The sequence below is a fragment of the Streptomyces cyanogenus genome (assembly GCF_017526105.1).
In the GTDB taxonomy this organism is placed as follows: domain Bacteria; phylum Actinomycetota; class Actinomycetes; order Streptomycetales; family Streptomycetaceae; genus Streptomyces; species Streptomyces cyanogenus.
Genome location: NZ_CP071839.1, coordinates 1,732,501 through 1,758,166, shown reverse-complemented (window position 1 = coordinate 1,758,166; position 25,666 = coordinate 1,732,501). Strand labels below are relative to the sequence as shown.

19 protein-coding genes (1 of these 19 cut by a window edge) are annotated in these 25,666 nt (G+C 72.4%); 10 read left to right on the top strand and 9 right to left on the bottom strand.

Translation table 11 applies throughout. The annotated features are described in order from the left end of the window. The first annotated feature begins 297 nt into the window (after window positions 1-297). Complete coding sequence (locus tag S1361_RS07785) at window positions 298-621, top strand: bifunctional 3-phenylpropionate/cinnamic acid dioxygenase ferredoxin subunit (RefSeq protein WP_208031109.1); 324 nt, start codon at window positions 298-300, stop codon at window positions 619-621. Between the two features lie 106 nt (window positions 622-727). Beyond that, the gene (locus tag S1361_RS07780; RefSeq protein ID WP_208031108.1) at window positions 728-1,930 is read left to right on the top strand and encodes an NAD(P)/FAD-dependent oxidoreductase; all 1,203 of its coding nucleotides are present in this window, start codon (window positions 728-730) and stop codon (window positions 1,928-1,930) included. 430 nt (window positions 1,931-2,360) lie between these two features. On the opposite strand, the gene S1361_RS07775 is transcribed toward S1361_RS07780, so the two are convergent. After that, window positions 2,361-2,939 (bottom strand): hypothetical protein, encoded by a 579-nt coding sequence (locus S1361_RS07775; protein ID WP_243769118.1) that lies wholly within the window; start codon window positions 2,937-2,939, stop codon window positions 2,361-2,363. Between the two features lie 375 nt (window positions 2,940-3,314). Here S1361_RS07775 and S1361_RS07770 point away from each other — a divergent pair, with 375 nt between their 5' ends. From S1361_RS07770 to S1361_RS07750, 5 genes are read left to right on the top strand one after another with little or no spacing between them, the layout of a single operon-like run. Further along, the gene (locus tag S1361_RS07770) at window positions 3,315-6,131 is read left to right on the top strand and encodes a nitrate- and nitrite sensing domain-containing protein (RefSeq protein WP_208031107.1); all 2,817 of its coding nucleotides are present in this window, start codon (window positions 3,315-3,317) and stop codon (window positions 6,129-6,131) included. After that, window positions 6,128-6,562: a roadblock/LC7 domain-containing protein gene (locus S1361_RS07765; RefSeq protein WP_208031106.1), complete on the top strand. Its 435-nt coding sequence runs from the start codon at window positions 6,128-6,130 to the stop codon at window positions 6,560-6,562. Before S1361_RS07770 ends, S1361_RS07765 begins: the two co-directional genes overlap by 4 nt. A 9-nt stretch (window positions 6,563-6,571) precedes the next feature. Continuing rightward, entirely contained in the window at window positions 6,572-6,967 is a 396-nt protein-coding gene (locus S1361_RS07760) for a DUF742 domain-containing protein (protein ID WP_208031105.1), read from the top strand. A 24-nt stretch (window positions 6,968-6,991) separates the two neighbouring features. Next, window positions 6,992-10,666 carry a hydantoinase B/oxoprolinase family protein gene (locus S1361_RS07755; RefSeq protein WP_208031104.1) on the top strand — a complete coding sequence of 1,225 codons (3,675 nt, stop codon included), beginning with the start codon at window positions 6,992-6,994 and terminating at the stop codon, window positions 10,664-10,666. Further along, entirely contained in the window at window positions 10,647-11,252 is a 606-nt protein-coding gene (locus S1361_RS07750; RefSeq protein ID WP_208031103.1) for a GTP-binding protein, read from the top strand. The genes S1361_RS07755 and S1361_RS07750 overlap by 20 nt, the downstream gene beginning before the upstream one ends. Before the next feature lie 84 nt (window positions 11,253-11,336). Here S1361_RS07750 and glpK read toward each other — a convergent pair whose 3' ends face one another. From glpK to S1361_RS07725, 5 genes are all read right to left on the bottom strand, one after another. Then, window positions 11,337-12,866: a glycerol kinase GlpK gene (glpK, locus tag S1361_RS07745; RefSeq protein WP_208031102.1), complete on the bottom strand. Its 1,530-nt coding sequence runs from the start codon at window positions 12,864-12,866 to the stop codon at window positions 11,337-11,339. Window positions 12,867-12,933: 67 nt separating this feature from the next. Continuing rightward, window positions 12,934-13,683, bottom strand: a complete 750-nt coding sequence (locus S1361_RS07740) for an MIP/aquaporin family protein (protein ID WP_208031101.1) — start codon at window positions 13,681-13,683, stop codon at window positions 12,934-12,936. 348 nt (window positions 13,684-14,031) lie between these two features. Further along, window positions 14,032-15,684: a GGDEF domain-containing protein gene (locus S1361_RS07735; protein ID WP_208031100.1), complete on the bottom strand. Its 1,653-nt coding sequence runs from the start codon at window positions 15,682-15,684 to the stop codon at window positions 14,032-14,034. Between the two features lie 133 nt (window positions 15,685-15,817). Next, window positions 15,818-17,008 (bottom strand): lipid-transfer protein, encoded by a 1,191-nt coding sequence (locus S1361_RS07730; RefSeq protein WP_208031099.1) that lies wholly within the window; start codon window positions 17,006-17,008, stop codon window positions 15,818-15,820. Beyond that, window positions 17,005-17,457 carry a Zn-ribbon domain-containing OB-fold protein gene (locus S1361_RS07725; protein ID WP_208031098.1) on the bottom strand — a complete coding sequence of 151 codons (453 nt, stop codon included), beginning with the start codon at window positions 17,455-17,457 and terminating at the stop codon, window positions 17,005-17,007. Before S1361_RS07725 ends, S1361_RS07730 begins: the two co-directional genes overlap by 4 nt. Before the next feature lie 225 nt (window positions 17,458-17,682). Here S1361_RS07725 and S1361_RS07720 point away from each other — a divergent pair, with 225 nt between their 5' ends. Then, on the top strand, window positions 17,683-18,219 hold the full coding sequence (locus S1361_RS07720; protein ID WP_208031097.1) for an NUDIX domain-containing protein: 537 nt from the start codon (window positions 17,683-17,685) through the stop codon (window positions 18,217-18,219). Between the two features lie 10 nt (window positions 18,220-18,229). Here the strand turns inward: S1361_RS07720 and S1361_RS07715 are convergent, their stop codons facing one another. Continuing rightward, window positions 18,230-20,590, bottom strand: coding sequence for a glycoside hydrolase family 31 protein (locus S1361_RS07715; protein WP_208031096.1), 2,361 nt, complete (start codon window positions 20,588-20,590; stop codon window positions 18,230-18,232). Window positions 20,591-20,805: 215 nt separating this feature from the next. Between S1361_RS07715 and S1361_RS07710 the strand changes: the two genes are divergently transcribed. Together S1361_RS07710 and S1361_RS07705 are read left to right on the top strand one after the other, a co-directional pair. Further along, window positions 20,806-22,773, top strand: a complete 1,968-nt coding sequence (locus S1361_RS07710) for an acetoacetate--CoA ligase (protein WP_208031095.1) — start codon at window positions 20,806-20,808, stop codon at window positions 22,771-22,773. Window positions 22,774-22,937: 164 nt separating this feature from the next. Continuing rightward, window positions 22,938-23,831 carry a hypothetical protein gene (locus S1361_RS07705; RefSeq protein ID WP_208031094.1) on the top strand — a complete coding sequence of 298 codons (894 nt, stop codon included), beginning with the start codon at window positions 22,938-22,940 and terminating at the stop codon, window positions 23,829-23,831. An 84-nt stretch (window positions 23,832-23,915) separates the two neighbouring features. Here S1361_RS07705 and ptsP read toward each other — a convergent pair whose 3' ends face one another. Both ptsP and S1361_RS07695 read right to left on the bottom strand, forming a co-directional pair. Beyond that, complete coding sequence (gene ptsP, locus S1361_RS07700; protein ID WP_208031093.1) at window positions 23,916-25,586, bottom strand: phosphoenolpyruvate--protein phosphotransferase; 1,671 nt, start codon at window positions 25,584-25,586, stop codon at window positions 23,916-23,918. A 77-nt stretch (window positions 25,587-25,663) separates the two neighbouring features. Then, window positions 25,664-25,666 carry the 3' portion of a PTS sugar transporter subunit IIA gene (locus S1361_RS07695; protein ID WP_208031092.1) on the bottom strand. It continues 447 nt past the right edge of the window, so only the last 3 of its 450 coding nucleotides appear in the window; its start codon lies off the right edge, out of view — the gene reads right to left on this strand; the stop codon is at window positions 25,664-25,666.

Below are 25,666 nucleotides of genomic sequence, written 5' to 3'. Positions count from 1 at the left end.
TCAACTCTCACCACCTGTCGGCCCGGTTCGGGCCGCATCTGCGGGAAGCCCTTGACGCGACGGTCGTCCCGCCCGGATTCTGTTGCGCATAGCGCTAGATCGTGCGCCATGCGAAACATCATGTTACCGAAGCGTCCGGATCCCGGAAGGGTGCCGGACCACCCGGACCGATGACGGTCCACCACTCCCTTGCCGCATCGCCGGGCCGGACCGACGTGGGTCCGGGCTCCCGGCAGCACCCTGACGCCTGCATCGAGCAGGTCCCGGACCGAGTGTCCCGGACCGAGAGGGGGGCCCGTGATTCCCGTCTGCCGCCTCGAAGACCTCCCCGCGGGGGAATCCGTCCGCATCGCGACCACGCCACCGATCGCCGTGTTCCGCACCGAGGACGGCGAGCTGTACGCCATCGACGACACCTGCACCCACCAGGACGCCTCCCTCTCCGAGGGCTGGCTGGAGGGATGCCTGGTCGAGTGCCCGCTGCACGCGGCCTCCTTCGACCTGCGCACCGGCGAACCGACCTGCCTGCCGGCCCGCCGCCCCGTGCGCACCCACCGGGTCACCGTGGAGGACGGCGTCGTCCACGTCCACCTCGGCGCCGAGGAGGGTACGGCCGCATGACCACCGCCGGCCGGCTTCACCCCGCCGCGGCCGTCCGCAGCCGCCCGCCCGCCGCGGCACCGGCTCGCCCCCACCGCCCCGCGACCGACGCCAGGAGCACTGCCGTATGAGGACCGTGACCATCGTCGGCGCCTCCCTCGCCGGGCTCCACGCCGCCCGGGAACTGCGCGCCCAGGGCTTCGACGGACGACTGGTGATCGTCGGCGAGGAACCCCACCACCCCTATGACCGCCCTCCTCTCTCCAAGGACTTCCTCACCGGCCGCGCGGACGAGAGCCGGCTGGCCCTCACCGACGCCGACGAGACCGCCGGACTCGACGCCGAGTGGCTGCTCGGAGTCCGCGCCCGCGGGCTCGACACCCGTGGCCGCACGGTCGTCCTCGACGACGGCCGTACGGTCTCCACCGACGGCGTCGTCATCGCCACCGGTGCCGCCGCCCGCCGGCTGCCCGGCGACAGCCCCGCCGGCATCCACACCCTGCGCACCCTGGACGACGCCCGCGCCCTGCGCGCCGACCTCAGCCGGGGGCCCCGCCGGGTCGTCGTCATCGGCGGCGGCTTCATCGGCGCCGAGACCGCCTCCTCGTGTGCCCGTCTCGGCCACGAGGTCACGGTGGTCGAGGCCGCCCCGCTGCCGCTCGTGCCCCAACTCGGCGCCCCGATGGCCGCGGTGTGCGCCGCGCTGCATCGCCGCGGCGGCGTGGAACTGGTCACCGGAACCGGCGTGGCCGGGCTCCGGGGCACCACCGCGGTCACCGGGGTCGATCTCACCGACGGTCGCGCCCTGCCCGCCGACCTCGTGATCGTCGGCATCGGCGCCGTCCCCAACACCGCCTGGCTGGCGGGTTCGACCCTCGCTCTGCACGACGGCGTCCTGTGCGACGACGGCTGCGTGACCGCCCTGCCCCAGGTGGTCGCGGTCGGAGACGTCGCCCGGGTCGGCGGCGCCCGGACCGAACACTGGACCTCGGCCACCGAGCAGCCCCGCGTCGCGGTGACGAACCTGCTCGCCGGCCACACCCGCACGACCGCCCGCCCGCTGCCGTACTTCTGGTCCGACCAGTACGACTCCCGGATCCAGTTCGCGGGCCGGTACCGCGAGGGTGACACCGTCCAGGTCACCGAGGGCGAGATCACCGACGACGGCGCGCCCGGTGAGTCCGGCTTCCTCGCCCGCTACGAACGTGACGGCCGCACCGTCGCCGTGCTCGGAGTGGACCGGCCCCGCGCCTTCATGCGGGCCCGGCGCGAACTCCAGCGGGCGGAGGGCGAGCGGGGCGAGCGGGCTGCGGCGCCGGCCGCGCTGTGACGGGCCGCCGCGGCCGACCCCCGTGACCACCGTGGCCGCCCCGGCCGAGTGCCGGCTGGGTCCCGGCTGAGCCGGCCGCGGAAGCGCGGATCCCGATGGCTTGGGCCCCGGCAGTCTGGTCCTGGCCGTGCTTGGGCCCCGGCAGTCTGGTCCTGGCCGTGTGAGTTCCGATGGCTTGGGTCCTGGCCGTCTGTGTCCCGGTGACCTGGGTCTGGCGGTCTGTGTCCCGCGGGCCTGGGTCCCGGCAGTCTGGCTCTGCGGTCTGTGTCCCGCGGACCTCGCCCCCGAACAGTCCGGCTCCTGGCCCCTCTGTGCCCGGACGTCCCGGCAGCCTGGATTCCTCGCGATCCGGATCCCTACGGCCTGGGCGGGCGTCCCGGCGGTCCGAGCGCCGTCCGCCGGGGCCGTGCCGCGGCAGTTGTCCGCCGGGTCAGGAGTGCGACAGCTGTCCGGCGCCGCCCCTGCGGCGTATCCGCTCCTGTTCCCGCAGGCGGGCCCGCTCCTCGTACCGGCGGGCCCGCCGCTCCCGCCGCAGGGCCCGGGCCGTGCTGCTCGGCTCCGAGACCACGCCGTACCGCTGGCTCCAGACCTGGCGGGTCACCCACACGTCGACCACGGCCCAGGTGGCCGCCACCGTGCTCGCCACACTGCTGATCACCATGGGGAACGCCAGCCACGACCCGGCCAGCGTGCACAGGAACGCGACCATCGCCTGAATCAGCGTCACCGCTATGACGAGGAGCGCCCGCACCGCCGCCGTACGCACCGGATCGGGCATCGGATGCCGTCGCGCGGGCTCCTCCACCCACAACGGCCGGTACCCCTGCCGCTGTTCGTCCCTGACGGACACCCCCGCCCGCTCGGGCACCGGGACGTCGTGATCCGGCGCCTTCCGGCCCCGCCCCGCATGCGAGCGTTCCGCCACGCTCTCCTCGGGCGCCTTGCGCCGCTCCGCCGTGCCCATCACCGTGTCACTCCCCACCGCCAGCAGACCGCTCGCCCCCGGCATCCGAAGACCCCGACTCCCCAGTGGCTGCCCGGCTTGCGCAGTTTTACGCCGCCGGGGTGCGGGATACGGCTCCTGTGGCCCATTCCGCCCCCATTTCCCATAGAGAAGGACGCACGAGAACCGGCAAAGATTCCCAACCGACGAAAATTTCCAGCCAACCGATGTCTGTGAGGGCGCCCTCGGGCCGGGGGAGGGTCTCCGTATCGCGGTGGCAATCTCCCGCAATGCCCGGACAACTCGCCATGTCTCGCCGCCGGAACGGAAGTTCATCCTCCGGACATGTCTTCGAGTTAACTGTGGGGCGGTAGTAGGCTCGCGCCGTTTGTAGACGGACACGAGCACCCCCGGCCGGCGGGGGTCGAGCTGGGGGAGGCCATGCGCTTTCGCGGGAAGTCGATCCGCCGGAAGATCGTGGCGCTGCTTCTCGTGCCGCTGGTGTCCCTGACCGCTGTCTGGGGCTTCGCCACAGTGCTCACGGGGCGCGAGGTCGCCCGGCTGTTCCGCGTGACCGACGTGGTCCAGGACATCGGCTACCCCGCCGAGGATACCGCCCGCGTCCTGCAGCAGGAGCGCCGGCAGACCCTCGTCTACCTCGCCGACCCGCGGGCCTCCGAGGCCCTCTCGGCACTCCACCGCACGCGCACCGCCACCGACCGGGCGGTCACCACCTTCCGCGCGAACGCGAAGGACGACGACATCCGGTCGGGCATGGACGGGGACGACAACGACCACGTGACCGCCGTGCTGGACGCCCTCGACGGTCTCGACTCCCTGCGCCGCGGCGTCGAGCAGGGCACCGTCACCCGCGCCCAGGCGTTCGACCAGTACAACCACCTCGTCGACCCCTGCTTCGCGCTCCTTGCGGCCCTCGACGGCATCGACGACGTCGAGGTCGACAAGCAGGCCCGCGGCCTGGTCAACATCACCCGCGCCCGCGAGCTGCTCTCCCGTGAGGACGCGCTGCTCGGCTCCTCCCTCGTCGTCGGCCGCCTCACCCGCGAGGAGACCCGCGAGATCTCCGACCTCGTCGCCCAGCGCACCCTGCTGTACGACATCAGCCTGCCCCTGCTGCCCGCAGCGGAGCGCGAACGCTACGACCGCTTCTGGAAGAACGCCACCACGGCCCCGCTGCGGGTGGCCGAACGCTCCGTCGTCTCATGGGAGTCGGGCACCCCCCGCGGTGTCACCGCACAGAGCTGGGACTCCGCCGCGGCGTCCGTCCTGAAGGAGCTGGGCACCCTGGACGACCAGGTGGGCGACCGCTTCCAGGACCGCGTGCGTCCCATCGCCGTCGAGGTCATCGCGGAGGCGGCCGTCGCGGGGGTCCTCGGTCTGGTCGCGCTGCTGCTCTCCGTCGTGCTCTCCATCCGGGTCGGCCGCGCTCTCATCCGCGACCTGCGCCAGCTGCGCCTGGAGGCGCACGAGGCGTCCGGTGTCCGGCTGCCGAGCGTGATGCGCCGGCTGTCCGCGGGAGAACAGGTGGACGTCGAGACCGAGGTGCCGCGCCTGGAGTACGACAAGAACGAGATCGGCGAGGTCGGGCAGGCCCTCAACACCCTCCAGCGCGCCGCGGTCGAGGCCGCCGTCAAGCAGGCCGAGCTGCGGGCCGGCGTCTCCGAGGTCTTCGTCAACCTCGCCCGCCGCAGCCAGGTGCTGCTGCACAAGCAGCTGACGTTGCTGGACAGCATGGAGCGCCGGACCGAGGACACCGACGAACTCGCCGACCTGTTCCGCCTGGACCACCTCACCACCCGCATGCGCCGGCACGCCGAGGGTCTGGTGATCCTCTCCGGCGCCGCCCCCTCCCGGCAGTGGCGCCGGCCCGTGCAGCTGATGGACGTCGTCCGTGCCGCCGTCGCCGAGGTGGAGGACTACGAGCGCATCGAGGTCCGGCGTCTGCCGCGGGTCGCGGTCACCGGGCCCGCCGTCGCCGACCTCACCCATCTCGTGGCCGAACTCCTGGAGAACGCCACCGTCTTCTCGCCGCCGCACACCGCCGTCCAGGTCCTCGGCGAGCGCGTCGCCAACGGCTTCACCCTGGAGATCCACGACCGGGGTCTCGGCATGACGGCCGAAGCGCTCCTGGACGCCAATCTGCGCCTCGCCGAAACCCCCGAGTTCGAACTCTCCGACACCGACCGGCTCGGCCTGTTCGTGGTCAGCCGCCTCGCCCAGCGCCAGAACGTCCGGGTCTCCCTCCAGCCGTCGCCGTACGGCGGCACCACCGCGGTGGTGTTCATCCCCGACGCGCTGCTGACCGACGACGTCCCGGACACCAACGGCATCGGCTTCCGGCTCGACCGGGACCGCCCGGCGAAGGGGATCGAGGCCGCGGGCCGTGCCGGCGGGCGGTCCCAGGCCCCGCTGCAGCTGCCGGGCCTGCCCACCTCCCTGCTGGACGGCCCTGTCGAACTGGAGGCACCCGTCGATCTCGACGCTCTGGACGACTTCCCCGGCGCCCTCCCGGACGAGGACAGCGAGCGCGGCGGCCTGTTCCGCCCCCGCCGGCCCCACGCGGAGGACCACGAGCAGGAGGCCACCGGGTCGGCCGACCGGCTGCCGCGCGACGAGACCGGTGACCGCGGACCCGTACCCCTGCCACGGCGGCAGCCCCCCAAGCTGGTCAGCTCGCACGGCAAGCCCGTCAGCGACCAGCGCTCCCGCCGCGAGGAACCGGACCCCGGGCCCTCCGCTGGACCGCGCCGCTCCGAGACGGGCGCACTGGCCCCGCTGCCCGCCCGCCGCCGGGGGAGCGCCTCCCGGCGGCGCACCGGAGTCACCGACCGGGCCGAGGACCGCACCGCGCCCCCGGCCGAGGGTGCCGACGCGACGCCCGGAACCCCGGCACTGCCCCGGCGCACCCGACCCGGGGGACCCGGCACCGCCGGCCCGGCGGACACGGCACCGCCCCGCGGCGGCACCACCGCACCCACCGGTGACGCGGCCCCCGCACCGGGCGCCGGTCCGCTGCCCCGGCGGGTACGCCAGGCGAACCTGGCTCCCCAGCTCAAGCAGGACACCGACCGGCGCGCCGGACGGGGAGAGCCGCCCGCCGACCGTGATGCCGAGGAGGTCCGCAGCCGGATGGCCTCGCTCCAGCGCGGCTGGCAGCGCGGCCGCGAGGAGAACGCCGAGGGCGACGGGGCCCGCAACGGCACAGCACAAGGAACGACTAAGGGGGACGGTCGATGACCGCACCGAAGGCGACCGGCCACACGGCGACGAACAACGGCGAGCTGAACTGGCTCCTGGACGACCTGGTCGACCGGGTCGCCAGCATCCGCAAGGCCGTCATCCTGTCCGGCGACGGACTGCCGACGGGGGCGTCCAAGGACCTGACCAGGGAGGACAGCGAGCATCTGGCCGCCGTGGCGTCCGGCTTCCACAGCCTCGCCAAGGGCGTGGGCCGCCATTTCGAGGCGGGCAGCGTCCGGCAGACGGTGGTCGAACTGGACGACGCCTTCCTCTTCGTCACCGCCGCCGGGGACGGCAGCTGCCTCGCCGTCCTCTCGGACGCCGACTCCGACGTCGGACAGGTCGCCTACGAGATGACGCTCCTGGTCAAGCGGGTCGGCGTGCATCTGGGCACCGCCCCGCGCACCGATCTGCCCGCAGGCGGGTAGTGGGATGACATGAGCGCAGACGGTCAGACAAGAAACCACTGGTTCGACGACGAAGCCGGGCCGGTCGTCCGTCCGTACGCCATGACGCGCGGCCGCACCACGAGTGCGGGGCAGCACCGCCTCGATCTGATCGCGGTGGTGGTCACGGAGCCTGGCACCGACGACCCGGAATCGGACCCGACACTGTCCCCCGAACACGTGGAGATCGTCGGCCTCTGCCGGGACGCACCGCAGTCGGTCGCCGAACTCGCCGCGGAGCTCGACCTGCCGATCGGCGTGGTCCGCGTCCTCATCGGCGACCTGGTGCACGCGGAACTCGTCCATGTGACCCGCCCGGTCCCGCCGGCCGAGCTCCCGGACGAGAGTATTCTGCGCGACGTGATCAACGGCCTCCGGGCGCTGTGACCGGCGCGGAAGCGGGGTAGCGACGTGACTGGCTGGCAGTTCTGGGTCGACCGAGGCGGCACCTTCACCGACATCGTCGCGCGTCGCCCGGACGGCCGGCTGCTCACGCACAAAGTGCTGTCCGACACTCCCACCCGCGCGGGCTCCCGGACTGGCCCGAGCGGGGGGACCCCTGTCGCGGACGCCGCCGTCGCGGGCGTACGCGAGCTCCTCGGCGCCTCCCGGGAACCCGTCGAGGCCGTCCGCATGGGCACCACGGTCGCCACCAACGCCCTGCTGGAACGCAAGGGCGAGCGCACCCTCCTCGTCGTCACCCGCGGCTTCCGCGACGCCCTGCGCATCGCCTACCAGAACCGCCCCCGCATCTTCGCCCGCCGCATCGAGCTCCCCGAGCTGCTCCACGAGCGGGTCGTGGAGGTGGACGAACGCGTCGCCGCCGACGGCACCGTCCTGCGCGCCCCCGACCTGGACGCCCTGGCCGGCCCGCTCCAGGAGGCCTACGACGACGGGATCCGCGCGATCGCCGTCGTCTGCCTGCACAGCCACCTCCACCCCGCCCACGAACGCGCCGTCGGCGAGCTCGCCGCCCGTATCGGCTTCCCGCAGATCTCGCTGTCCAGCGAGGTCAGCCCGCTGATGAAGCTCGTCCCGCGCGGTGACACCGCCGTCGTGGACGCCTACCTCTCGCCCGTGCTGCGCCGCTACGTGCGGCACATCGCCGACGAACTTCGTGGCGTACGGCTGATGTTCATGCAGTCCAACGGCGGGCTGACGGAGGCCGGGCAGTTCCGCGGCAAGGACGCCATCCTCTCCGGACCGGCCGGCGGCATCGTCGGCATGGCCCGCATGTCCCAGCGCGCCGGCTTCGACCGCGTCATCGGCTTCGACATGGGCGGCACCTCCACCGACGTCTCGCACTTCGCCGGCGCGTACGAACGGGTCTTCACCACACAGATCGCGGGCGTCCGGCTGCGCGCCCCCATGCTGGACATCCACACCGTCGCCGCCGGCGGTGGCTCCGTCCTGCACTTCGACGGCTCCCGCTACCGCGTCGGCCCCGACTCCGCAGGCGCCGACCCCGGCCCGGCCTGCTACCGCGCCGACGGCCCGCTCACCGTCACCGACGCCAACGTGATGCTCGGCCGAATCCAACCCGCCCACTTCCCCGCCGTGTTCGGGCCCGGCGGCGACCAGCCGCTGGACTCCGCCCTCGTCCGTGACCGGTTCACCGCCCTCGCGCGCGAGATCCACGAACGCACCGGCGACGACCGCACCCCGGAGCAGGTGGCGGAGGGCTACCTGCAGATCGCCGTCGCCAACATCGGCAACGCCGTGAAGCGGATCTCGGTCCAGAAGGGCCACGACATCACCCGCTACGCCCTGACCACCTTCGGCGGCGCGGGCGGCCAGCACGCGTGCGGGGTCGCCGACTCGCTCGGGATCCGCACCGTGCTCGTACCCCCCATGGCCGGGCTGCTCTCCGCGCTCGGCATCGGTCTCGCCGACACCACGGCCATGCGTGAACGGTCCGTCGAGGCGCCCCTTGAAGCCGCCGCCATGCCCGGCATCCGCAAGACGGCGGACGACCTGGAGACCGCCGCCCGCGCCGAACTCGTCGCCGAGGACGTGCCGGAGGACCGCATCCAGGTCACCCGCCGTGCCCAGCTGCGCTACGACGGCACCGACACCACTCTCACCGTCGAGCTGGGCGAGCCCGACGCCATGAGGCAGGCCTTCGAAGAACGTCATCGCGCCACGTACTCCTTCACGCTCGACCGACCCGTCGTCGTGGAAGCCCTCTCCGTCGAAGCCACCGGCATCACCGCACCCCCCGATCTCTCCGCCCTCGCCCCGTACGAGGGCCGTCCCGGTGCGCCCGGCACCGTCCGCCTCCACACCGGCGGCGCCTGGCGCGACGTACCCCTCCACCGCCGGGAGGCCCTTCCTCCCGGCGAGACCGTCACCGGCCCCGCGATCATCACCGAGGCCGGCGCGACGACCGTCGTCGACGACGGCTGGCGGGCCGCCGCGACCGATGACGGGCATCTGCTCATGGAACGCACGGCGGTTACGCAGAGTTCCGATCTCGGCACGGAAACCGATCCGGTCCTCCTTGAGGTCTTCAACAACCTCTTCATGTCCATCGCCGAGCAGATGGGCGCACGCCTGGAGTCCACGGCCCAGTCCGTGAACATCAAGGAGCGGCTGGACTTCTCCTGCGCCCTGTTCGACCCGGACGGGAACCTGGTGGCCAACGCCCCCCACATCCCCGTCCACCTGGGCTCCATGGGCACCAGCGTGAAGGAGGTCATCCGCCGTCGCGGCTCCGCCATGCGACCCGGCGACACCTACGCCGTCAACGACCCGTACCACGGCGGCACGCATCTGCCGGACGTCACCGTGATCACCCCCGTCTTCGACACCGACCGGGCCACGGACACGGAGAGTGAACCGCGGATCCTCTTCCACGTCGCCTCACGCGGTCACCACGCCGAGATCGGCGGCATCGCCCCCGGCTCCATGCCCGCCCACAGCCGCACCATCGAGGAGGAGGGCGTCCTCTTCGACAACTGGCTCCTCGCCGAGAACGGCCGCTTCCGCGAGGAGGAGACCCGTCGGCTGCTCACCGAGGCGCCGTACCCGTCCCGCAACCCGCGCACCAACCTCGCCGACCTGCGCGCCCAGATCGCCGCCAACCAGAAGGGCGTCGACGAGCTCCGCCGCATGATCGAGGACTTCGGCCTCGACGTCGTCCAGGCCTACATGCGGCACGTCCAGGACAACGCCGAGGAGGCCGTGCGCCGCGTCATCGACGCCCTGGACGACGGTGAGTACGCCTACGAGACCGACTCCGGTGCCGTCATCCGGGTCCGCGTCGCTGTCGACCGCACCGAGCGCCGGGCGACCATCGACTTCACCGGCACCTCCGCGCAGCTCGCCACCAACTTCAACGCGCCCCTGGCAGTGGTCGACGCGGCGGTCCTGTACGTCTTCCGCACGCTGGTCGCCGACGACATCCCGCTCAACGACGGGTGCCTGCGCCCCCTGGACATCATCGTGCCGGACGGCTCCATGCTCGCTCCCGAGCCGCCCGCCGCCGTCGTCGCGGGCAACGTGGAGACCTCGCAGGCCATCACCGGCGCGCTCTACGCGGCGCTCGGCGTCCAGGCCGAGGGCTCGGGCACCATGAACAACGTCACCTTCGGCAACGACCGGCACCAGTACTACGAGACCGTCGCCTCCGGATCCGGCGCAGGGGACGGTTTCCCCGGTGCCGACGTGGTCCAGACCCACATGACCAACTCCCGGCTCACCGACCCGGAAGTCCTGGAATGGCGGCTTCCGGTCCGGCTCGAGGAGTTCGCCGTCCGGCGGGGCAGCGGCGGCGCCGGACGGTGGCGCGGCGGTGACGGAGCCGTCCGCCGCATCCGGTTCCTCGAACCGATGACCGTCTCCACGCTCTCCCAGCACCGCCGCGTACCCCCGTACGGCATGGCCGGCGGCGCCCCCGGAGCGCTCGGCGCCAACCGGGTGGAACGAGCCGACGGCACGGTCACCGACCTCGGCGCAAGCGGCTCGGCCGACGTCGGTCCCGGCGACGTACTCGTCATCGAAACCCCCGGTGGCGGCGGCTACGGCCGACCGTCGCCCGAACCCCATCAAGCAGGAGAAGAGATCGATGATCTTCGGGCGTTCTGAGCGCGGCAAGCCTCCGGTCGAGCCCGTCACGCTCAAGATCCTGGTGGCCGGCGGCTTCGGCGTGGGCAAGACGACCCTCGTCGGCGCGGTCAGCGAGATCAGGCCGCTGCGCACCGAGGAACTGCTCACCGAGGCCGGGCGTCCGGTCGACGACACCAGCGGTGTGGAGGCCAAGCACACCACCACGGTCGCCATGGACTTCGGCCGTATCACCCTGCGCGAGGACCTGGTGCTCTACCTCTTCGGCACGCCCGGGCAGGAACGGTTCTGGTTCATGTGGGACGAGCTGTCCGAGGGCGCGCTCGGTGCCGTCGTCCTCGCCGACACCCGCCGCCTGGAGGACTGCTTCGCCGCCGTCGACTACTTCGAACGGCGTTCCATCCCCTTCGTCGTCGGTGTCAACTGCTTCGAGGGAGCCGCCCGTTACCCGGCCGAGTCCGTCCGCCAGGCCCTCGACCTGGACGATGACGTGCCCGTCCTGCTGTGTGACGCCCGTGACCGGGAGTCGGTCAAGGAGGTGCTCATCGGAGTCGTCCGGCACGCCATGGAGTACGCGGCCGACCGCCGCCAGACTGTGCCCGGCTGACCGGCAGGTACGGCCCGTACCCCCGCCGACCGGGGTACGGGCCGTGGTCCTGTGCGGAGCACGCACGCGCGTGGGCGCCGGCTCCTACGCCTCCGGGCCCCCGTCCTCGGCCAGCCAGCCGAAGCTCTTCTCCACGGCCCTGCGCCAGTTGCGGTACTCGCGGTCGCGGACCGGCGCCTCCATCGCGGGCGTCCACTCGGCGTCCTTCTGCCAGTGCGACTTCAGCTCGTCCAGGTCGTTCCACACCCCGGTGGCCAGCCCGGCCGCGTAGGCGGCGCCCAGACAGGTCGTCTCCGACACCCGCGGCCGGATCACCGGCACGCCTAGGACATCCGCCTGGTGCTGCATGAGCAGGTTGTTCTTCGTCATGCCGCCGTCCACCTTCAAGGTGGTGATCCGCACCCCCGAGTCCTGGTACATCGCGTCCACGACCTCGCGGGTCTGCCAGCTCGTCGCCTCCAGCACCGCGCGCGCGAGGTGGGCCTTCGTGACGTACCGGGTGAGGCCGGTGACGACCCCGCGCGCGTCGGAGCGCCAGTACGGCGCGAAAAGGCCGGAGAACGCCGGCACGATGTAGGCGCCGCCGTTGTCGTCGACGCTCGCCGCCAGCGTCTCGATCTCGTCGGCGCTCCGGATGATCCCGAGCTGATCTCGGAACCACTGGACCAGCGCGCCCGTTATCGCTATGGACCCCTCCAGGCAGTACACCGGCGCCTCCCCGCCGATCTTGTAGCCCATCGTCGTCAGCAGCCCGCTCTTGGACGGCACCGGCCGGTTGCCGGTGTTCAGGAGCAGGAAACTGCCGGTGCCGTAGGTGTTCTTCGCGGTGCCGACGTCATAGCAGGCCTGCCCGAACACGGCGGCCTGCTGGTCGCCCAGCGCGGAGGCCACGGGCACCCCGGACAGCTGTCCGACCGCGGTGCCGTACACCTCGGCGGAGGACCGGATCTCGGGGAGCACGGCCTCGGGCACGTTCATCGCGGAGAGGATGGAGGCGTCCCACTGGAGGGTGTCCAGGTTCATCAGCATCGTGCGGCCGGCGTTGGTGACGTCGGTGACGTGCCGGCCGCCGTCGGTGCCGCCCGTGAGGTTCCAGATCAGCCAGGAGTCGATGGTTCCGAACGCGATCTCACCGCGTTCGGCCCGCTGCCGCAGACCGGGCACGTGGTCCAGCAGCCAGGCCGCCTTGGGCCCGGAGAAGTAGCTGGCCAGCGGCAGCCCGGTCCGTTCGCGGAAGCGGTCCTGGCCGTCCGTGCCGCCCAGTTCGGCACACAGCGCCGCCGTCCGGGTGTCCTGCCAGACGATGGCGTTGTGCACGGGCTTGCCCGTGGCGCGGTCCCACAGGACCGTGGTCTCCCGTTGGTTGGTGATGCCCAGGGCGCTCAGCTGGTCGGCGCGCAGCCCGGCCTTGGCCAGCGCCCCGGCCACCACGGCCTGCACCTTGGACCAGATCTCGGTGGCGTCGTGCTCCACCCAGCCCGGCTTGGGAAAGATCTGCCGGTGCTCGCGCTGGTCGACGGCGACGATCGCGCCGCTGTGGTCGAAGACGATGCAGCGGCTGGAGGTGGTGCCCTGGTCGATGGCGGCGACATACGTGCCGGCGGTGTCCGTCATGGCTGCCCCTGGGTCGCTGGGTCGGATCGCTGGTCGGAGGACCGTGCGGGAATCGGAAGTCGGGCAATCAGAAGGCGGCGTTGTAGACCAGGCCGGCCAGTGCTCCGCCGACGAGCGGGCCGACGACCGGGATCCAGGCATAACCCCAGTCGGAGCTGCCCTTGTTGGGGATCGGCAGGAAGGTGTGCACGAGGCGTGGGCCGAGGTCGCGGGCCGGATTGATGGCGTAGCCGGTGGGGCCGCCGAGGGAGAGGCCGATGCCGACGACTAGCAAGGAGACGATCAGCACGGTGGTGCCGGATTCGCCGAGCCCCTTCGTGAGCCCGAAGGCGAGGACCGGCAGGACGAGCGCGACGGTCGCGATGATCTCCGTGACGAGATTGGCGACCGGGTTCCGGATCTCCGGGATGGTGGAGAAGACACCGAGCGTCGGCACGGGTTCGCCGGCGGTGCCGTCGGTGGTGCCTTCCGTGCGGACGTTGGCCTGGAACTGGGCGAGGTACACCAGATACGCCAGTACGGCGCCGAGCATCGCGCCGACGATCTGCCCGAGCAGATACACCCAGACCTTGCCCCACCTGCCGGTGTCCACGGCGATGCCGATGGTGACCGCCGGATTGAGGTGACCGCCGGAGAGGGGAGCGGCGGTGTACGCGCCGGCTAGCACGCCGAAGCCCCAGCCGAACGCGATCACGACCCAGCCCGAGGCCCTTGCCTTGGAGTACCGGAGGGTGACGGCGGCGCAGACGCCGGCGCCGAACAGGATCAGAATCGCGGTGCCGATGACCTCGCCGACGAATATGTCTCCGTTGCTCATGGCGGCTCCCTTGGCGCCGGTACGGGGCGGTCGGCCCCGGCCCTGTCGTACAGGACGGTTCCCTTGGCGACTTCAGCCGAAGGCAGGGAGGGCCCCGCGCCCCGCCCGGCTTCCGTGACGAGCGTGCCGTGGCAGCCGGATCGCCCTGGGCGGCCGGGCCGTGGAGCAGGACAGACCTCTACCGCAGTGCCTGATAGCACCGAGAATGTACGGCGATGTCGGCTGACACCCGGAAGTGTTCACCGGCGTCCCGGGGGCGTCAAGGTTGCCTGCGGTGACGGTGACACCCACCTTTCCCTCGGCCGTGCGTCACGGATCCGGCGCAACGGACGTATACGAAAGAGCTGTTCACCACCCTGGCTCGGCGGCTGCGTATCCGGCCTGCGCCGGGGCCTCACCCAGGCCACCGCGCCGGACCTCGTGACCCGGTGACCCGGCGCGCCCCAGCACCCAGCTCGCGCCGTCGAGCGCCTTGGCGGCCTTCTTCAGCGGAGCGAGATGGGCGGCGGCCTGGTGGTGGTCTCCCACGCTGCCGGGGCCGCAGACGACGGTCGCCAGGGAGAGGGTGACCGGCCGCCCGCCCGCCGCCCAGGGGACGTCCAGCACGGCGGCCACCAGCGGATCGAGCGCCTCCTCGTCGGCCAGCACCAGGAAGTCGTCACCGCCGATGTGCCCCACGCGCGCGTGCCCGGCGACCGCCTGCTGGAGGGCGCGGCCCACCGCGCGGATCAGCTCGTCGCCCGCGGCGAACCCGGCACCGTCGTTGACCTGCTTGAAGTGATCGATGTCCAGCCAGCTGAGCGCGAACGCCCGCCCGTCGGAGATCCGCCGGTCCACCTCGTCCACGATCGCGTCCGAACCGGGCAGCCGGGTCAGCGGGTTGAGCCCGGCGGCCTCCTCGACCCGGCTCTCGGCCAGCGCCCGCACGAGATCCGCCAGGCGTACGACCCCCACGCACCGGCCGTGTGCGTCGACCACCGCCACGTCGTCGGAGGTCCGGTCCCGGCCCCCGACCGCCACCACGTCCAGCACCTCCCAGGCGGTCGCGTCGACGCCGACCGTGCGGGGCGCGTCGCCCAGTTTGAAGGCCGGCCGGTCGGCGTACAGGGCGTGTCCGTAGCGGCCCGACATCGACAGCAGGAAGCGCGAGCGGTGCACCGACCGGACGGGCCGGCCGGACGGGTCCACCAGCAGGACCCCCGAGACGTCCGGCGAACCGGTCAGCAGCGCCCGTACCTGCCCTGCCGGGGCGGTGAGCGGCAGTAGGGCGGCGGGTCGCACGAACTCCCGCACCGACGGCCCGGAACGGGGAGCGGCGGTGGCATCCGGAGCCGGCGGCGGAACGTAGACGTCCGCTGCGGGGATCCGGGCGGGGGGCGCGAACAGCTCGCCCTGACCCAGCTGCGCGCCGGCCGACATGGCCCCCGCACACTGGAGTTCCGTCTCCACGCCCTCCACCGCGACCAGGGCACCCAGTTCCTCGCACAGCGTCCGCATCGCCCGTACCGCGGCCGGCCGGGCCAGCAGGGAGGCGTCGAGCTTGACCAGGTCGGGGGAGAGGTCGGTGAGCAGCCTGAGCGGTACGTCGCCGTCGCCGACGCCGTCCGCGCTGATCCGGAAGCCCTGCTCGCGCAGCGAGGCCACCGCCTCCAGGAGGGCCCGCTGGGGCACGTGCGTGTAGGGCGGCACGATGTCGAGCGTCACCTCCCAGGTCAGGCGTCCCGCCGCGCGGACGGCGTCGTGCAGCGGTGTCAGACCGCCGAGGTCGGCGAGCGTGGCCGCGAACACGTTCAGGTGCAGCGGTAGCAGCGTCTCCTTGCGGGCCGCCGCGCGGAGCGCCAGCACGGCCAGCCGGGCGTCCAGTTCGGGATCCCGGCGGGCCTGGGCCAGGACGTCGCCGGTCTCCGGGCGGGCGAGTGTCTCCAGTGCGGCGACCGCGCCCGTCCTCAGGTTGACCACTGGCTGGAAGGCGAAGCGGAGAGTATCCGTCCAGGAGTGCACGGGAGCATGATGGCGCTGTCCGGGCACCCCCAGGCGCAGTTCATGAGACGTTCACGCAGGATTCCGAGGTGATCACTCAGCGTGTAGGTCCCACATCTCCCTCCTGACGCAGGAGTCTCCGGCCCGGCTCCGCTCACCGCACGGCGACCACCGAGGAACCGTGCCCGAACAGCCCTTGGTTGGCGGTGATGCCCACCCGCGCCCCGGCGACCTGACGGTCGCCCGCCACGCCTCTCAACTGCCAGGTCAACTCGCACACCTGGGCGATGGCCTGGGCCGGGACCGCCTCGCCGAAGGAGGCCAGCCCGCCGCTGGTGTTCACGGGTATCCGGCCGCCCGGGGCGGTCGCGCCCTCCCGCAGCAGCTTCGCGCCCTCGCCCTCGCCGCACAGTCCCAGATCCTCGTACCACTGCAGTTCGAGTGCGGTGGACAGGTCGTACACCTCGGCCACGGACAGGTCCTCGGGGCCGATGCCCGCTTCCTCGTAGGCGGCTCCGGCGATGGACGCCCGGAAGGTCCGCGCCGGCGGCGCCGCCGCGACCGCGGAGTCCGTGGCGATGTCCGGCAGGTCCGGCACCGTGTTCGGGAAGCGGGGGGTCACCGTGGACACCGCCCGGATCCGCACCGGCCGGGCGACACCGTGCCGGTGTGCGAAGTCCACGCTGGACAGCACCAGGGCGGCCCCGCCGTCGGAGGTGGCGCAGATGTCCAGCAACCGCAGTGGGTCCGCGACCACGGCGGAGGCGGCCACTTCCTCGGCGGTGACCCGCTTGCGGTACCGGGCGTACGGGTTGAGCACCCCGAGGGCGGCGTTCTTCACCTTGACCAGCGCGAAGTCCTCCAGTGTGTCCCCGTGCACCGCCATCCGCCGCCGCGCGTACAGCCCGAAGTACGCCGGATTCGTCGCCCCGAGCAGGCGGAACCGCAGCCAGTCCGGATCGTCGGGGCGGTCCCCGCCCGCGGGCCGGAAGAATCCCTTGGGCGCTGCGTCCGCACCCACCACGAGGACGACGTCCGCCAGGCCGGCGAGGATCTGGGCCCGCGCCGCGGCAACGGCCTGGGCCCCGGACGCGCACGCCGCGTACACGCTGGTCACCGTGGCTCCCTGCCAGCCGAGGGCCTTGGCGAACGTGGCTCCGGCGACGTGTCCCGGATATCCGCCGCGCACGGTGTCCGCACCCACGACCGATCGGACGTCCCGCCAGTCGAGGCCGGCGTCCATGAGTGCCGCGCGGGCCGCCGCCGTCCCGTACTCCACGAAGCCACGGCCCCACTTGCCCCATGGGTGCATGCCCGCACCGAGCACCGCCACGTCCTTCGTCACGCCGCCACCCCCGTCGGCCGCCAGTGCCAGATCGTCCAGGTCGTCCCCGTGTCCTCGTCCTCGTGGAGCACACCGGGGACGACCTCCACCTCCATGCCCACCGTCAGATCGGCGACGGTGACCCCGGGAGCCGCCTGCCCCAGCACCACGATCCGCTCGGCCTCCAGCTCCACCGCGATCAACGCGTACGGCTCCCACGGAAGTTCCGGATCGCTCACATAGGGTGACGGCGGACGGTACCGGCTGTCGGTGTACGACCAGATGCGTCCCTTTCGCGACAAGGGAATCTCCTTCAGGGGCCCGCCCGCGCAGTGCGGGTTGCGGCAGTGGACGTCCTCGCGCGGGAAGAAGACCGAGGCGCAGGCCGTACAGCGGGTGCCCAGGAGCCGGAAACCGTCACCCTCACCGGTGAACCAGCCGGTGATCGCCGGCTTGCGTGTGTACGACAACGGCCCTCTCCTCAGCGTAATCTGACGAATCGTCAGAAGTCTGCCACGGGCAACCGGAAATAGACAGGGCGTATCTGTGAACCGAACGGGCCCGGACGGCGTCGTGGTACAGGGAGGGCGGCCGGGGCCGACGGGGGTGATTCCGGCCGCCCCTTCCTGATCCGTTCGCTTCCTTACGGGTCACTTCCGGAACACGTCCCTCCCGCGATCGGATACAGTCCGCGCGTGTCCGAAACTCAGCACCCAACTGCCAATTCCGCGCCGGACTCCCACTGTTCGAGCTGCGGGGCGTCCTTTGGAGAGGGCGTTTGCGGATGGCCGCGCACCTGTCCGTCCTGCGGGACCGTCGCCTACCGCAACCCGCTGCCGGTCGCGGTCGCGCTCCAGCCCGTGTACGACACCAAGGGCACGGCCCTGGTCGTCATCACCCGTACCGTCGCCCCCGCGCGCGGAGGCACGGCCCTGCCCGGCGGTTACATCGACGACCGCGAGGACTGGAAGCAGGCCGTCGTACGCGAGCTCAAGGAAGAGACCGGCATCGACGCAGCCGCCCGCGAGGTACGGCTCGTGGACGCCATGAGCTCACCCGACGGACACCTGCTGCTGTTCGGACTGCTGCCGGAACGCCCGGCCGACGGACTGCCGCCCTCCGGTCCCACGGACGAGACCGAGGGCTGGCAGCTGCTGCGCCGGCCCGAGGAGCTCGCCTTCCCGCTGCACACGGTGGCCGTCAAGGCGTGGTTCGAGGGCCGCTACGTATGAGCCGGGCGGTTCAGCTGAGCCCACGCACGCGCACCGGGTAGGGCGGCTCCGCCACACCGTCCTCCCGGTGCCGGGTGACCACCACCCGGCCGCCCTGCCGGCGGGCGACGTAGCGTTCGATCTCCGGTTCGTCCCAGCCGTCTCCGGCGTCCGGCACGACCAGACCGCCACCGGTGCGCCCGCGCGCGGGCGCCCACACCTCCAGCTCCAGCCTGCCGTCGGTGCCCCGCACGGGGATCACGGCTCCCGCGCGCGCGAGCACCGGTATCCGGGACAGCGAGGCGTCCAGGACGACCTGGGCCGGTCCCTCGTGAACCTCCTCCGTCACCGTGTCGTACCAGCGACCCCGCGGCAGTCGCACCGTGCGCCGCCTGGCACCGGGATCCAGGACCGGGGCCACCAGAAGCCCGTCGCCCAGCAGAAACGTGTCCTCGCAGTCGCGCAGAGCCCGGTCCTCAGGCGCCCCCCACCACAGCGGCCGGACATAGGGCGCGCCGGTCCGCCGGGCCAGATGCGCCAGCGTCAGGAAGTACGGCAGCAGCCGCCGGCGTTCGAGCAGCGCCACGCGCGCGTGCTCCAGCACCTCGTCACCGAACTCCCACGGCTCCCTGCGCCCCGCCTGCAGACCCGCATGGGTGCGGAACAGTGGCAGATACGCGCCCAGCTGGAACCACCGAAGGTACAGCTCCGGCGACGGACTGCCGTCGAAACCGCCCACATCCGGACCCGAGTACGGCACCCCGCACAGTCCGAGCCCCAGCACCAGCGACAGCGACGCCCGCAGCCCCGGCCAGCCCGTCGCCACGTCCCCCGACCACGTGCCCCCGTACCGCTGCAACCCGGCCCAGCCCGAGCGTGAGAACAGGAAGGGCCGCTCCCGGGGTGCCAGCTCGCGCAGCCCCTCGTAGGCTGCCCGGGCCATGCACAGCGCGTACACGTTGTGCGCTTCCCGGTGGTCGCCGCCGCGCCCCTCCAGGGCGTGCCGTGCCGAACGCGGGAGCGTCGACTCACCGAAGGCGCTGAAGGACGTCGGTTCGTTCATGTCGTGCCAGAACCCCGCGAAGCCCTGCCCCAGCCGCTCCTCGTACAGCCCGCCCCACCACTCACGCACGCGCGCGTGCGTGAAATCCGGGAACACCGAATCGCCGGCCCATGCGACACCCTCCACCGTGCGGCCCCGCCCGTCCCGCACGAAGGCGTCCACGGCCGCACCGCTCTCGTAGACGGGGTTGCCCGGTTCCGCCCGCACCGCCGGGTCGACGATCGACACCAGCCGGATCCCGTCCCGGCGCAGCTCCTCGGCCAGCACCGGCAGCTTGGGGAAACGCTCCTGGTCGACCGTGAACACCCGGTGCTCGTCGTAGTGATCGATATCGAGGTGCACGGCGTCCAGCGGCAGCCCTCGCTCCTGGTAGCCCGCGACGATCCGGCGCAGCTCCTGCTCGCTGCCGAAGCCCCACCGCGCGTGATGATGGCCCAGCGCCCACGCGGGCGGCAGCGCGGGCGGCCCGGTCAGCGCGGCCCACGTCAGCAGCACGCGCGCGGGAGTGCCCACCATCACCCAGCAGCGCAGCGGACCACCGGCCATCCGCACCTCGCAGCTCCCCGCCCGGTCGTGCCCGGACCCGGCACCCTCCTCGCCCTCGCGCAGGACGACCGTGCCGTCCCAGGTGGTGTCGTGGAACACCAGATGCGTGCCGGCGTCCGCCACCACCAGCTGCACCGGCATCGTCAGGTACAGCGGATCCTCGCCGGGCCCGAACGCACGGCCGGGATCGGTGTTCCAGAGCCGGTACGCGCCGTCCCGCAGCCGGGGACCGGACGCCCGCCCGCCCAGACCGAAGAACCGGGCGTCCGCCGCCACCTCCGACCGCTGCATCCACCGTGCCGCACCTCCGCCGACCGGCTCCCACCAGCGCGGCGGCAGATCCCGCCGCAGCGTCACCCCGCCCGGCGTGCACACCTGCACCGCCCCGTGCCGCGACACGACGACCGTCACGCGCTCGGCCACCACCCGCCAGCCGCCGTCCTTGTCCGGCTCCAGCACCGCCCGCGGATCCGGTTCGGGACCACTCCCCGCGAGCGCGTACGAGGGCTGCGGACCCGCCCCGTCCCACCCCCAGAAGACCGCGCCGTTCGCCGCCACGACGACCCGCAGCTCGGAGCGGCTGAACCGGATCAGACCCCCGCCCGGCCCCGGCTCCACGCCCTGCACCTGCCCCGGCACCCGAGCCCGCTCGGGTCCCCGCCGCGGCAGCCCGGCGGCGTCGATACGCTTCCTGCGCCACGCCGCCCGCACGGTACGCAACCCCCGAGCCGCCCGCCCCGCACCGACCACACTCACCGAACGCACCAGGTCACGACCGTCCATGCTGCTCACCCTGCCACTGAGCGCCCCACGCGCGCGTGTCGTTCAACTGCCGTTCACCCGTGCCCGGGCCACATCTTCACCAGAGGGACTATGTGGGGCGCACCCTGGTGTAGAAGTCGATCACATGGCATCGTCCCTGTCAGCCGCGTCACGCGCACACCCCAGCCCGTGCGCGGACCGACGCACACGACGCGCACAGTCCGGGAGCCGCCCCAATGTCGACCGCGAACCCCCAGCCGCTCTGGCAGCCCGATCCCCAGCAGATCGCCCAGGCCCGCATCACCCGGTTCCAGGCATGGGCCGCCGAACACCACGGCGCCCCGGCCGAGGGCGGGTATCCGGCACTGCACCGGTGGTCCGTCGACCGGCTGGAGACCTTCTGGGCAGCCGTCACCGAATGGTTCGACGTACGGTTCTCGACCCCCTGCACGCGCGTGCTCGGCGACCGCGCCATGCCCGGCGCCCAGTGGTTCCCCGGAGCCACCCTCAACTACGCCGAACACGCCCTGCGCGCCGCGGCGGACCGCGCGGACGAACCCGCTCTCCTCCACGTGGACGAGACGCACGAACCGCGCCCGGTGACCTGGACCGAACTGCGCCGCCAGGTGGGCTCCCTCTCCGCGGAACTCCGCGCCCTCGGCGTACGCCCCGGCGACCGCGTCAGCGGCTACCTCCCCAACATCCCCCAGGCCGTCGTCGCCCTCCTCGCCACGGCCGCCGTCGGCGCCGTCTGGACCTCGTGCGCCCCCGACTTCGGCGCCCGCAGCGTCCTCGACCGCTTCCAGCAGGTCGAACCCGTCGTCCTGTTCACCGTCGACGGCTACCGCTACGGCGGCAAGGAGCACGACCGCCGCGAGACGGTCGCCGAGCTGCGCCGTGAGCTGCCCACCGTGCGCGCCGTCGTCCACATCCCGCTGCTGGGCACCGAGGCACCCGACGGCGCCCTGGAGTGGTCGGCGCTGACGGCAGGGGACGCCGAGCCGGTCTTCGAGCAGGTCCCGTTCGACCACCCGCTGTGGGTGCTGTACTCCTCCGGCACGACCGGCCTGCCGAAGGCCATCGTCCAGTCACAGGGCGGCATCCTGGTCGAACACCTCAAGCAGCTCGGCCTGCACTGCGACCTCGGCCCCGAGGACCGGTTCTTCTGGTACACCTCGACCGGCTGGATGATGTGGAACTTCCTCGTCTCCGGTCTGCTCACGGGCACCACGATCGTCCTGTACGACGGCAGCCCCGGCTACCCGGACACCGGCGCCCAGTGGCGGGTCGCCGAGCGCACCGGAGCCACCCTCTACGGCACCTCCGCCGCCTACGTGATGGCCTGTCGCAAGGCCGGCGTCCACCCCGCCCGCGACCATGACCTGTCGGCGGTGAAGTGCGTCGCCACCACCGGCTCCCCGCTGCCGCCCGACGGCTTCCGCTGGCTGCACGACGAGGTCCGCGACGACCTGTGGATCGCCTCCGTCAGCGGCGGCACGGACGTCTGCTCCTGCTTCGCCGGCGCCGTACCCACCCTGCCGGTGTACACCGGCGAACTCCAGGCACCCGGCCTCGGCACCGACCTGCAGTCCTGGGACCCGAGCGGCAAGCCCCTCGTCGACGAGGTCGGCGAGCTCGTCGTCACCAACCCCATGCCGTCGATGCCGATCCACTTCTGGAACGACCCCGACGGCCGCCGCTACCACGACAGCTACTTCGACACCTATCCCGGCGTCTGGCGCCACGGCGACTGGATCACCGTCACCTCACGCGGCACGGTCGTCATCCACGGGCGCTCCGACTCCACCCTCAACCGGCAGGGCGTCCGCATGGGCTCGGCCGACATCTACGAGGTCGTCGAGCGCCTGCCCGAGATCAAGGAATCCCTCGTCATCGGCATCGAACAGCCCGACGGAGGCTACTGGATGCCGCTGTTCGTCCACCTCGCGCCGGGCGCCGTACTGGACGAGGCCCTCCTGAACCGCGTCAAGCAGGCCATCCGCGAACAGCTCTCGCCGCGCCACATCCCCGACGAGATCATCGAGGTGCCCGGCATCCCGCACACCCTCACCGGCAAGCGCATCGAGGTCCCGGTCAAACGCCTGCTGCAGGGCACCCCTCTGGAAAAGGCCGTCAATCCCGGTTCCATCGACAACCTCGCCCTGCTCGGCTTCTACGAGGAACTCGCCCGCAAACGCGCCTGAAACAAGCGGATCATCACCCTCCGTATCCGCCCCCGAGTCGTTACAAACACGGTGACCTGCGCCGATACCCCCGCCACCGGGTCCACGACCACCGGCGGCACTGCCGTTGTCAGTGCCGCCGGTTACGGTGAGTGAGCACTGATCGACCGCGCATTGGGGGAATCATGGCGCACACCGACCACCAGACCCTGCGACGCGTCCTGCGCCGCGAGATCGCCGGCACCATCGGCGTACTCACCGACGACCACGACTTCCGCGCCATGCGGCGCTACCGCAGCTTCACCTTCGACGACCACACGACCTACCTCCGGCAACTGGAAGCCGTGCTCAAGGCCCGGGCCGCCCAGGGCACCCACACCACACTCGCCCTGTTCGACCCCGAGGACTACGCCGCCTACTGCGCGGACACCGGCCTCGACCCCGACGCCCCGGCCAGCCGCAGCAGGTTCACGGCGGAACTCGCGGCCACCGGCCCCAGCATCCCCTACGACGGCCGCCCGCTCGCCGTCCTCCTGCCCGCTCTCATCGACGAAGCCGTCCGCCAGGCCACCTGGGAGTACGCCACCACGCTCCTGACGCGCCTCGGCCCCTGCCCGACCTGCGGCGAGGACATCGGCAGGGCGGCCTTCACCCGTGCCTCCGAACTCCTGGTCCGCATCCTCGACACCGCACCACCCGGCGACCGCCACCTCGTCTGCACCGTCTCCGGTCCACCGGACACCCTCGTCTCCGTCCTGCACGGCGACCAGGATCCCCACGGCGCGACCCGCCTGGACGAGGCCGAGGCCCTGGAATTCACCAGCGTCCTCGCCCTCGGCCTCGCGACCCGCAGCCCCGGCGGACTCGTCATGCGCACCAGCGCGACCGGCACGGCCGACCGCGTCTACGGATGGCGACTGCGCGGCGGCGCCCTCGAACCGCTGACGGCGTCCGAAGTGTTCGACGCCTACTGCACCGACGTCGAAACCGGCGACCTCATCCCACCCGAGTCCGGCGTCGACTACCGCGAGCCCCCCGCCCTCGGAGAGGAGAGCACGGCACCGGACCACCGCCACTGAAGGCCGGGCCGGGCACGAACGCCAGGGGCGTCCCGCCCGAAGGCAGGACGCCCCTGAACCCGGCACCCAAGGCGCCGTCACGGCCTACTCGCCCGACAGCACCGCCTGAGCCGCGCTGCGCGCCTCCTCGGCGCTGTCCGCCGCACGCGCCGCGGCCGCCGCCCGCTCGCACTGCGCCAGCGTGTACTTCGCCAGCGTGGCGCGCACGTACGGAATCGACGCCGAACCCATGGACAGGGAGGTGACGCCCAGACCGGTCAGCACACAGGCCAGCAACGGATCGGACGCGGCCTCGCCGCACACCCCGCAGCTCTTGCCCTCGGCCTTGGCCGCCTCGGCGGACAGCGCGACCAGGTCCAGCAGAGCCGGCTGCCACGGGTCCTGCAGACGCGACACCGCACCCACCTGCCGGTCGGCCGCGAACGTGTACTGCGCGAGGTCGTTGGTCCCCAGCGACAGGAACTCCACCTCCTGCAGGATGGAACGCGCCCGCAGCGCGGCCGACGGGATCTCGACCATCGCACCGAACTTGGCCTGCAGCCCCGCCTCCCGGCAGGCGTCCGCGAAGGCCTTGGCGTCCTTGCGGTCCGCCACCATGGGCGCCATGACCTCAAGGTAGACGGGCAGCCCCTCGGCGGCCTTCGCCAGCGCCGTCAGCTGGGTGCGCAGTACCTCGGGGTGGTCGAGCAGCGTCCGCAGCCCCCGCACGCCCAGCGCGGGGTTCGGCTCGTCGGCCGGCGTCAGGAAGTCCAGCGGCTTGTCCGCGCCCGCGTCCAGCACGCGGACGACCACACGGCCCTCGGGGAACGCCTCCAGCACCTGCCGGTAGGCCTCCACCTGCTTCTCCTCGGAAGGAGCGTTCTTGCTGTCGTCCAGGAAGAGGAACTCGGTACGGAACAGCCCGACACCCTCGGCCCCGGCCTCCACGGCCGCCGGCACGTCCGCAGGCCCGCCCACGTTGGCCAGCAGCGGCACCTTGTGCCCGTCCGCGGTCACACCGGGGCCCGTCGAAGCGGCCAGCGCGGCCTTGCGCTCGGCAGCCGCGGCCTCCAGCTCCGCCTTCTTCTCCTCGGCCGGGTTCACGAACACATCGCCGGTACTGCCGTCGACAGCGATCACCGTGCCCTCGGCCAGCTCACCGGCCCCCGGCAGGGCCACCACGGCGGGCACGCCCAGCGCCCGCGCCAGGATGGCGCTGTGACTGGTCGGGCCGCCCTCCTCGGTCACGAAACCGAGGACCAGAGACGGGTCCAGCAGCGCCGTGTCGGCCGGAGCCAGGTCCCGGGCCACGAGCACATAGGGCTGGTCGCTGTCCGGCACACCCGGCATCGGGACGCCCAGCAGCCGGGCGACGATACGATTCCGCACGTCGTCGAGGTCGGCCACGCGCCCGGCGAGGTACTCCCCGGCACCGGCCAGCAACTCCCGGTACGCCGCGAAGGCGTCGTACACGGCACGCTCGGCCGTGCTGCCGACGGCGATCCGCCGGTCCACGTCCGCCATCAGCTCCGGGTCCTGGGCCATCATGGCCTGCGCCTCCAGCACGGCCTGGGCCTCGCCCCCCGCCAGGTTGCCGCGCGCCATCAGGTCGGCGGCCACGGCATCCACAGCCTGGCGGGCACGCCCCTGCTCCCGCTCCGCGTCCTCGGCGGGGATCTGCTTCGCCGGCGGCTCCAGCACCGCCGTACCCATGTGCCGAACCTCGCCGATCGCCACGCCATGGCTCACGCCGACGCCTCGCAGCGTTGTCTCCATCTCACCGTCTCCGATAGTGCGGCGGGTCCCGCCGCCGCGATGGTTGTCCTGTTCGCCGCCTTACGACGGCACTGTTGTCA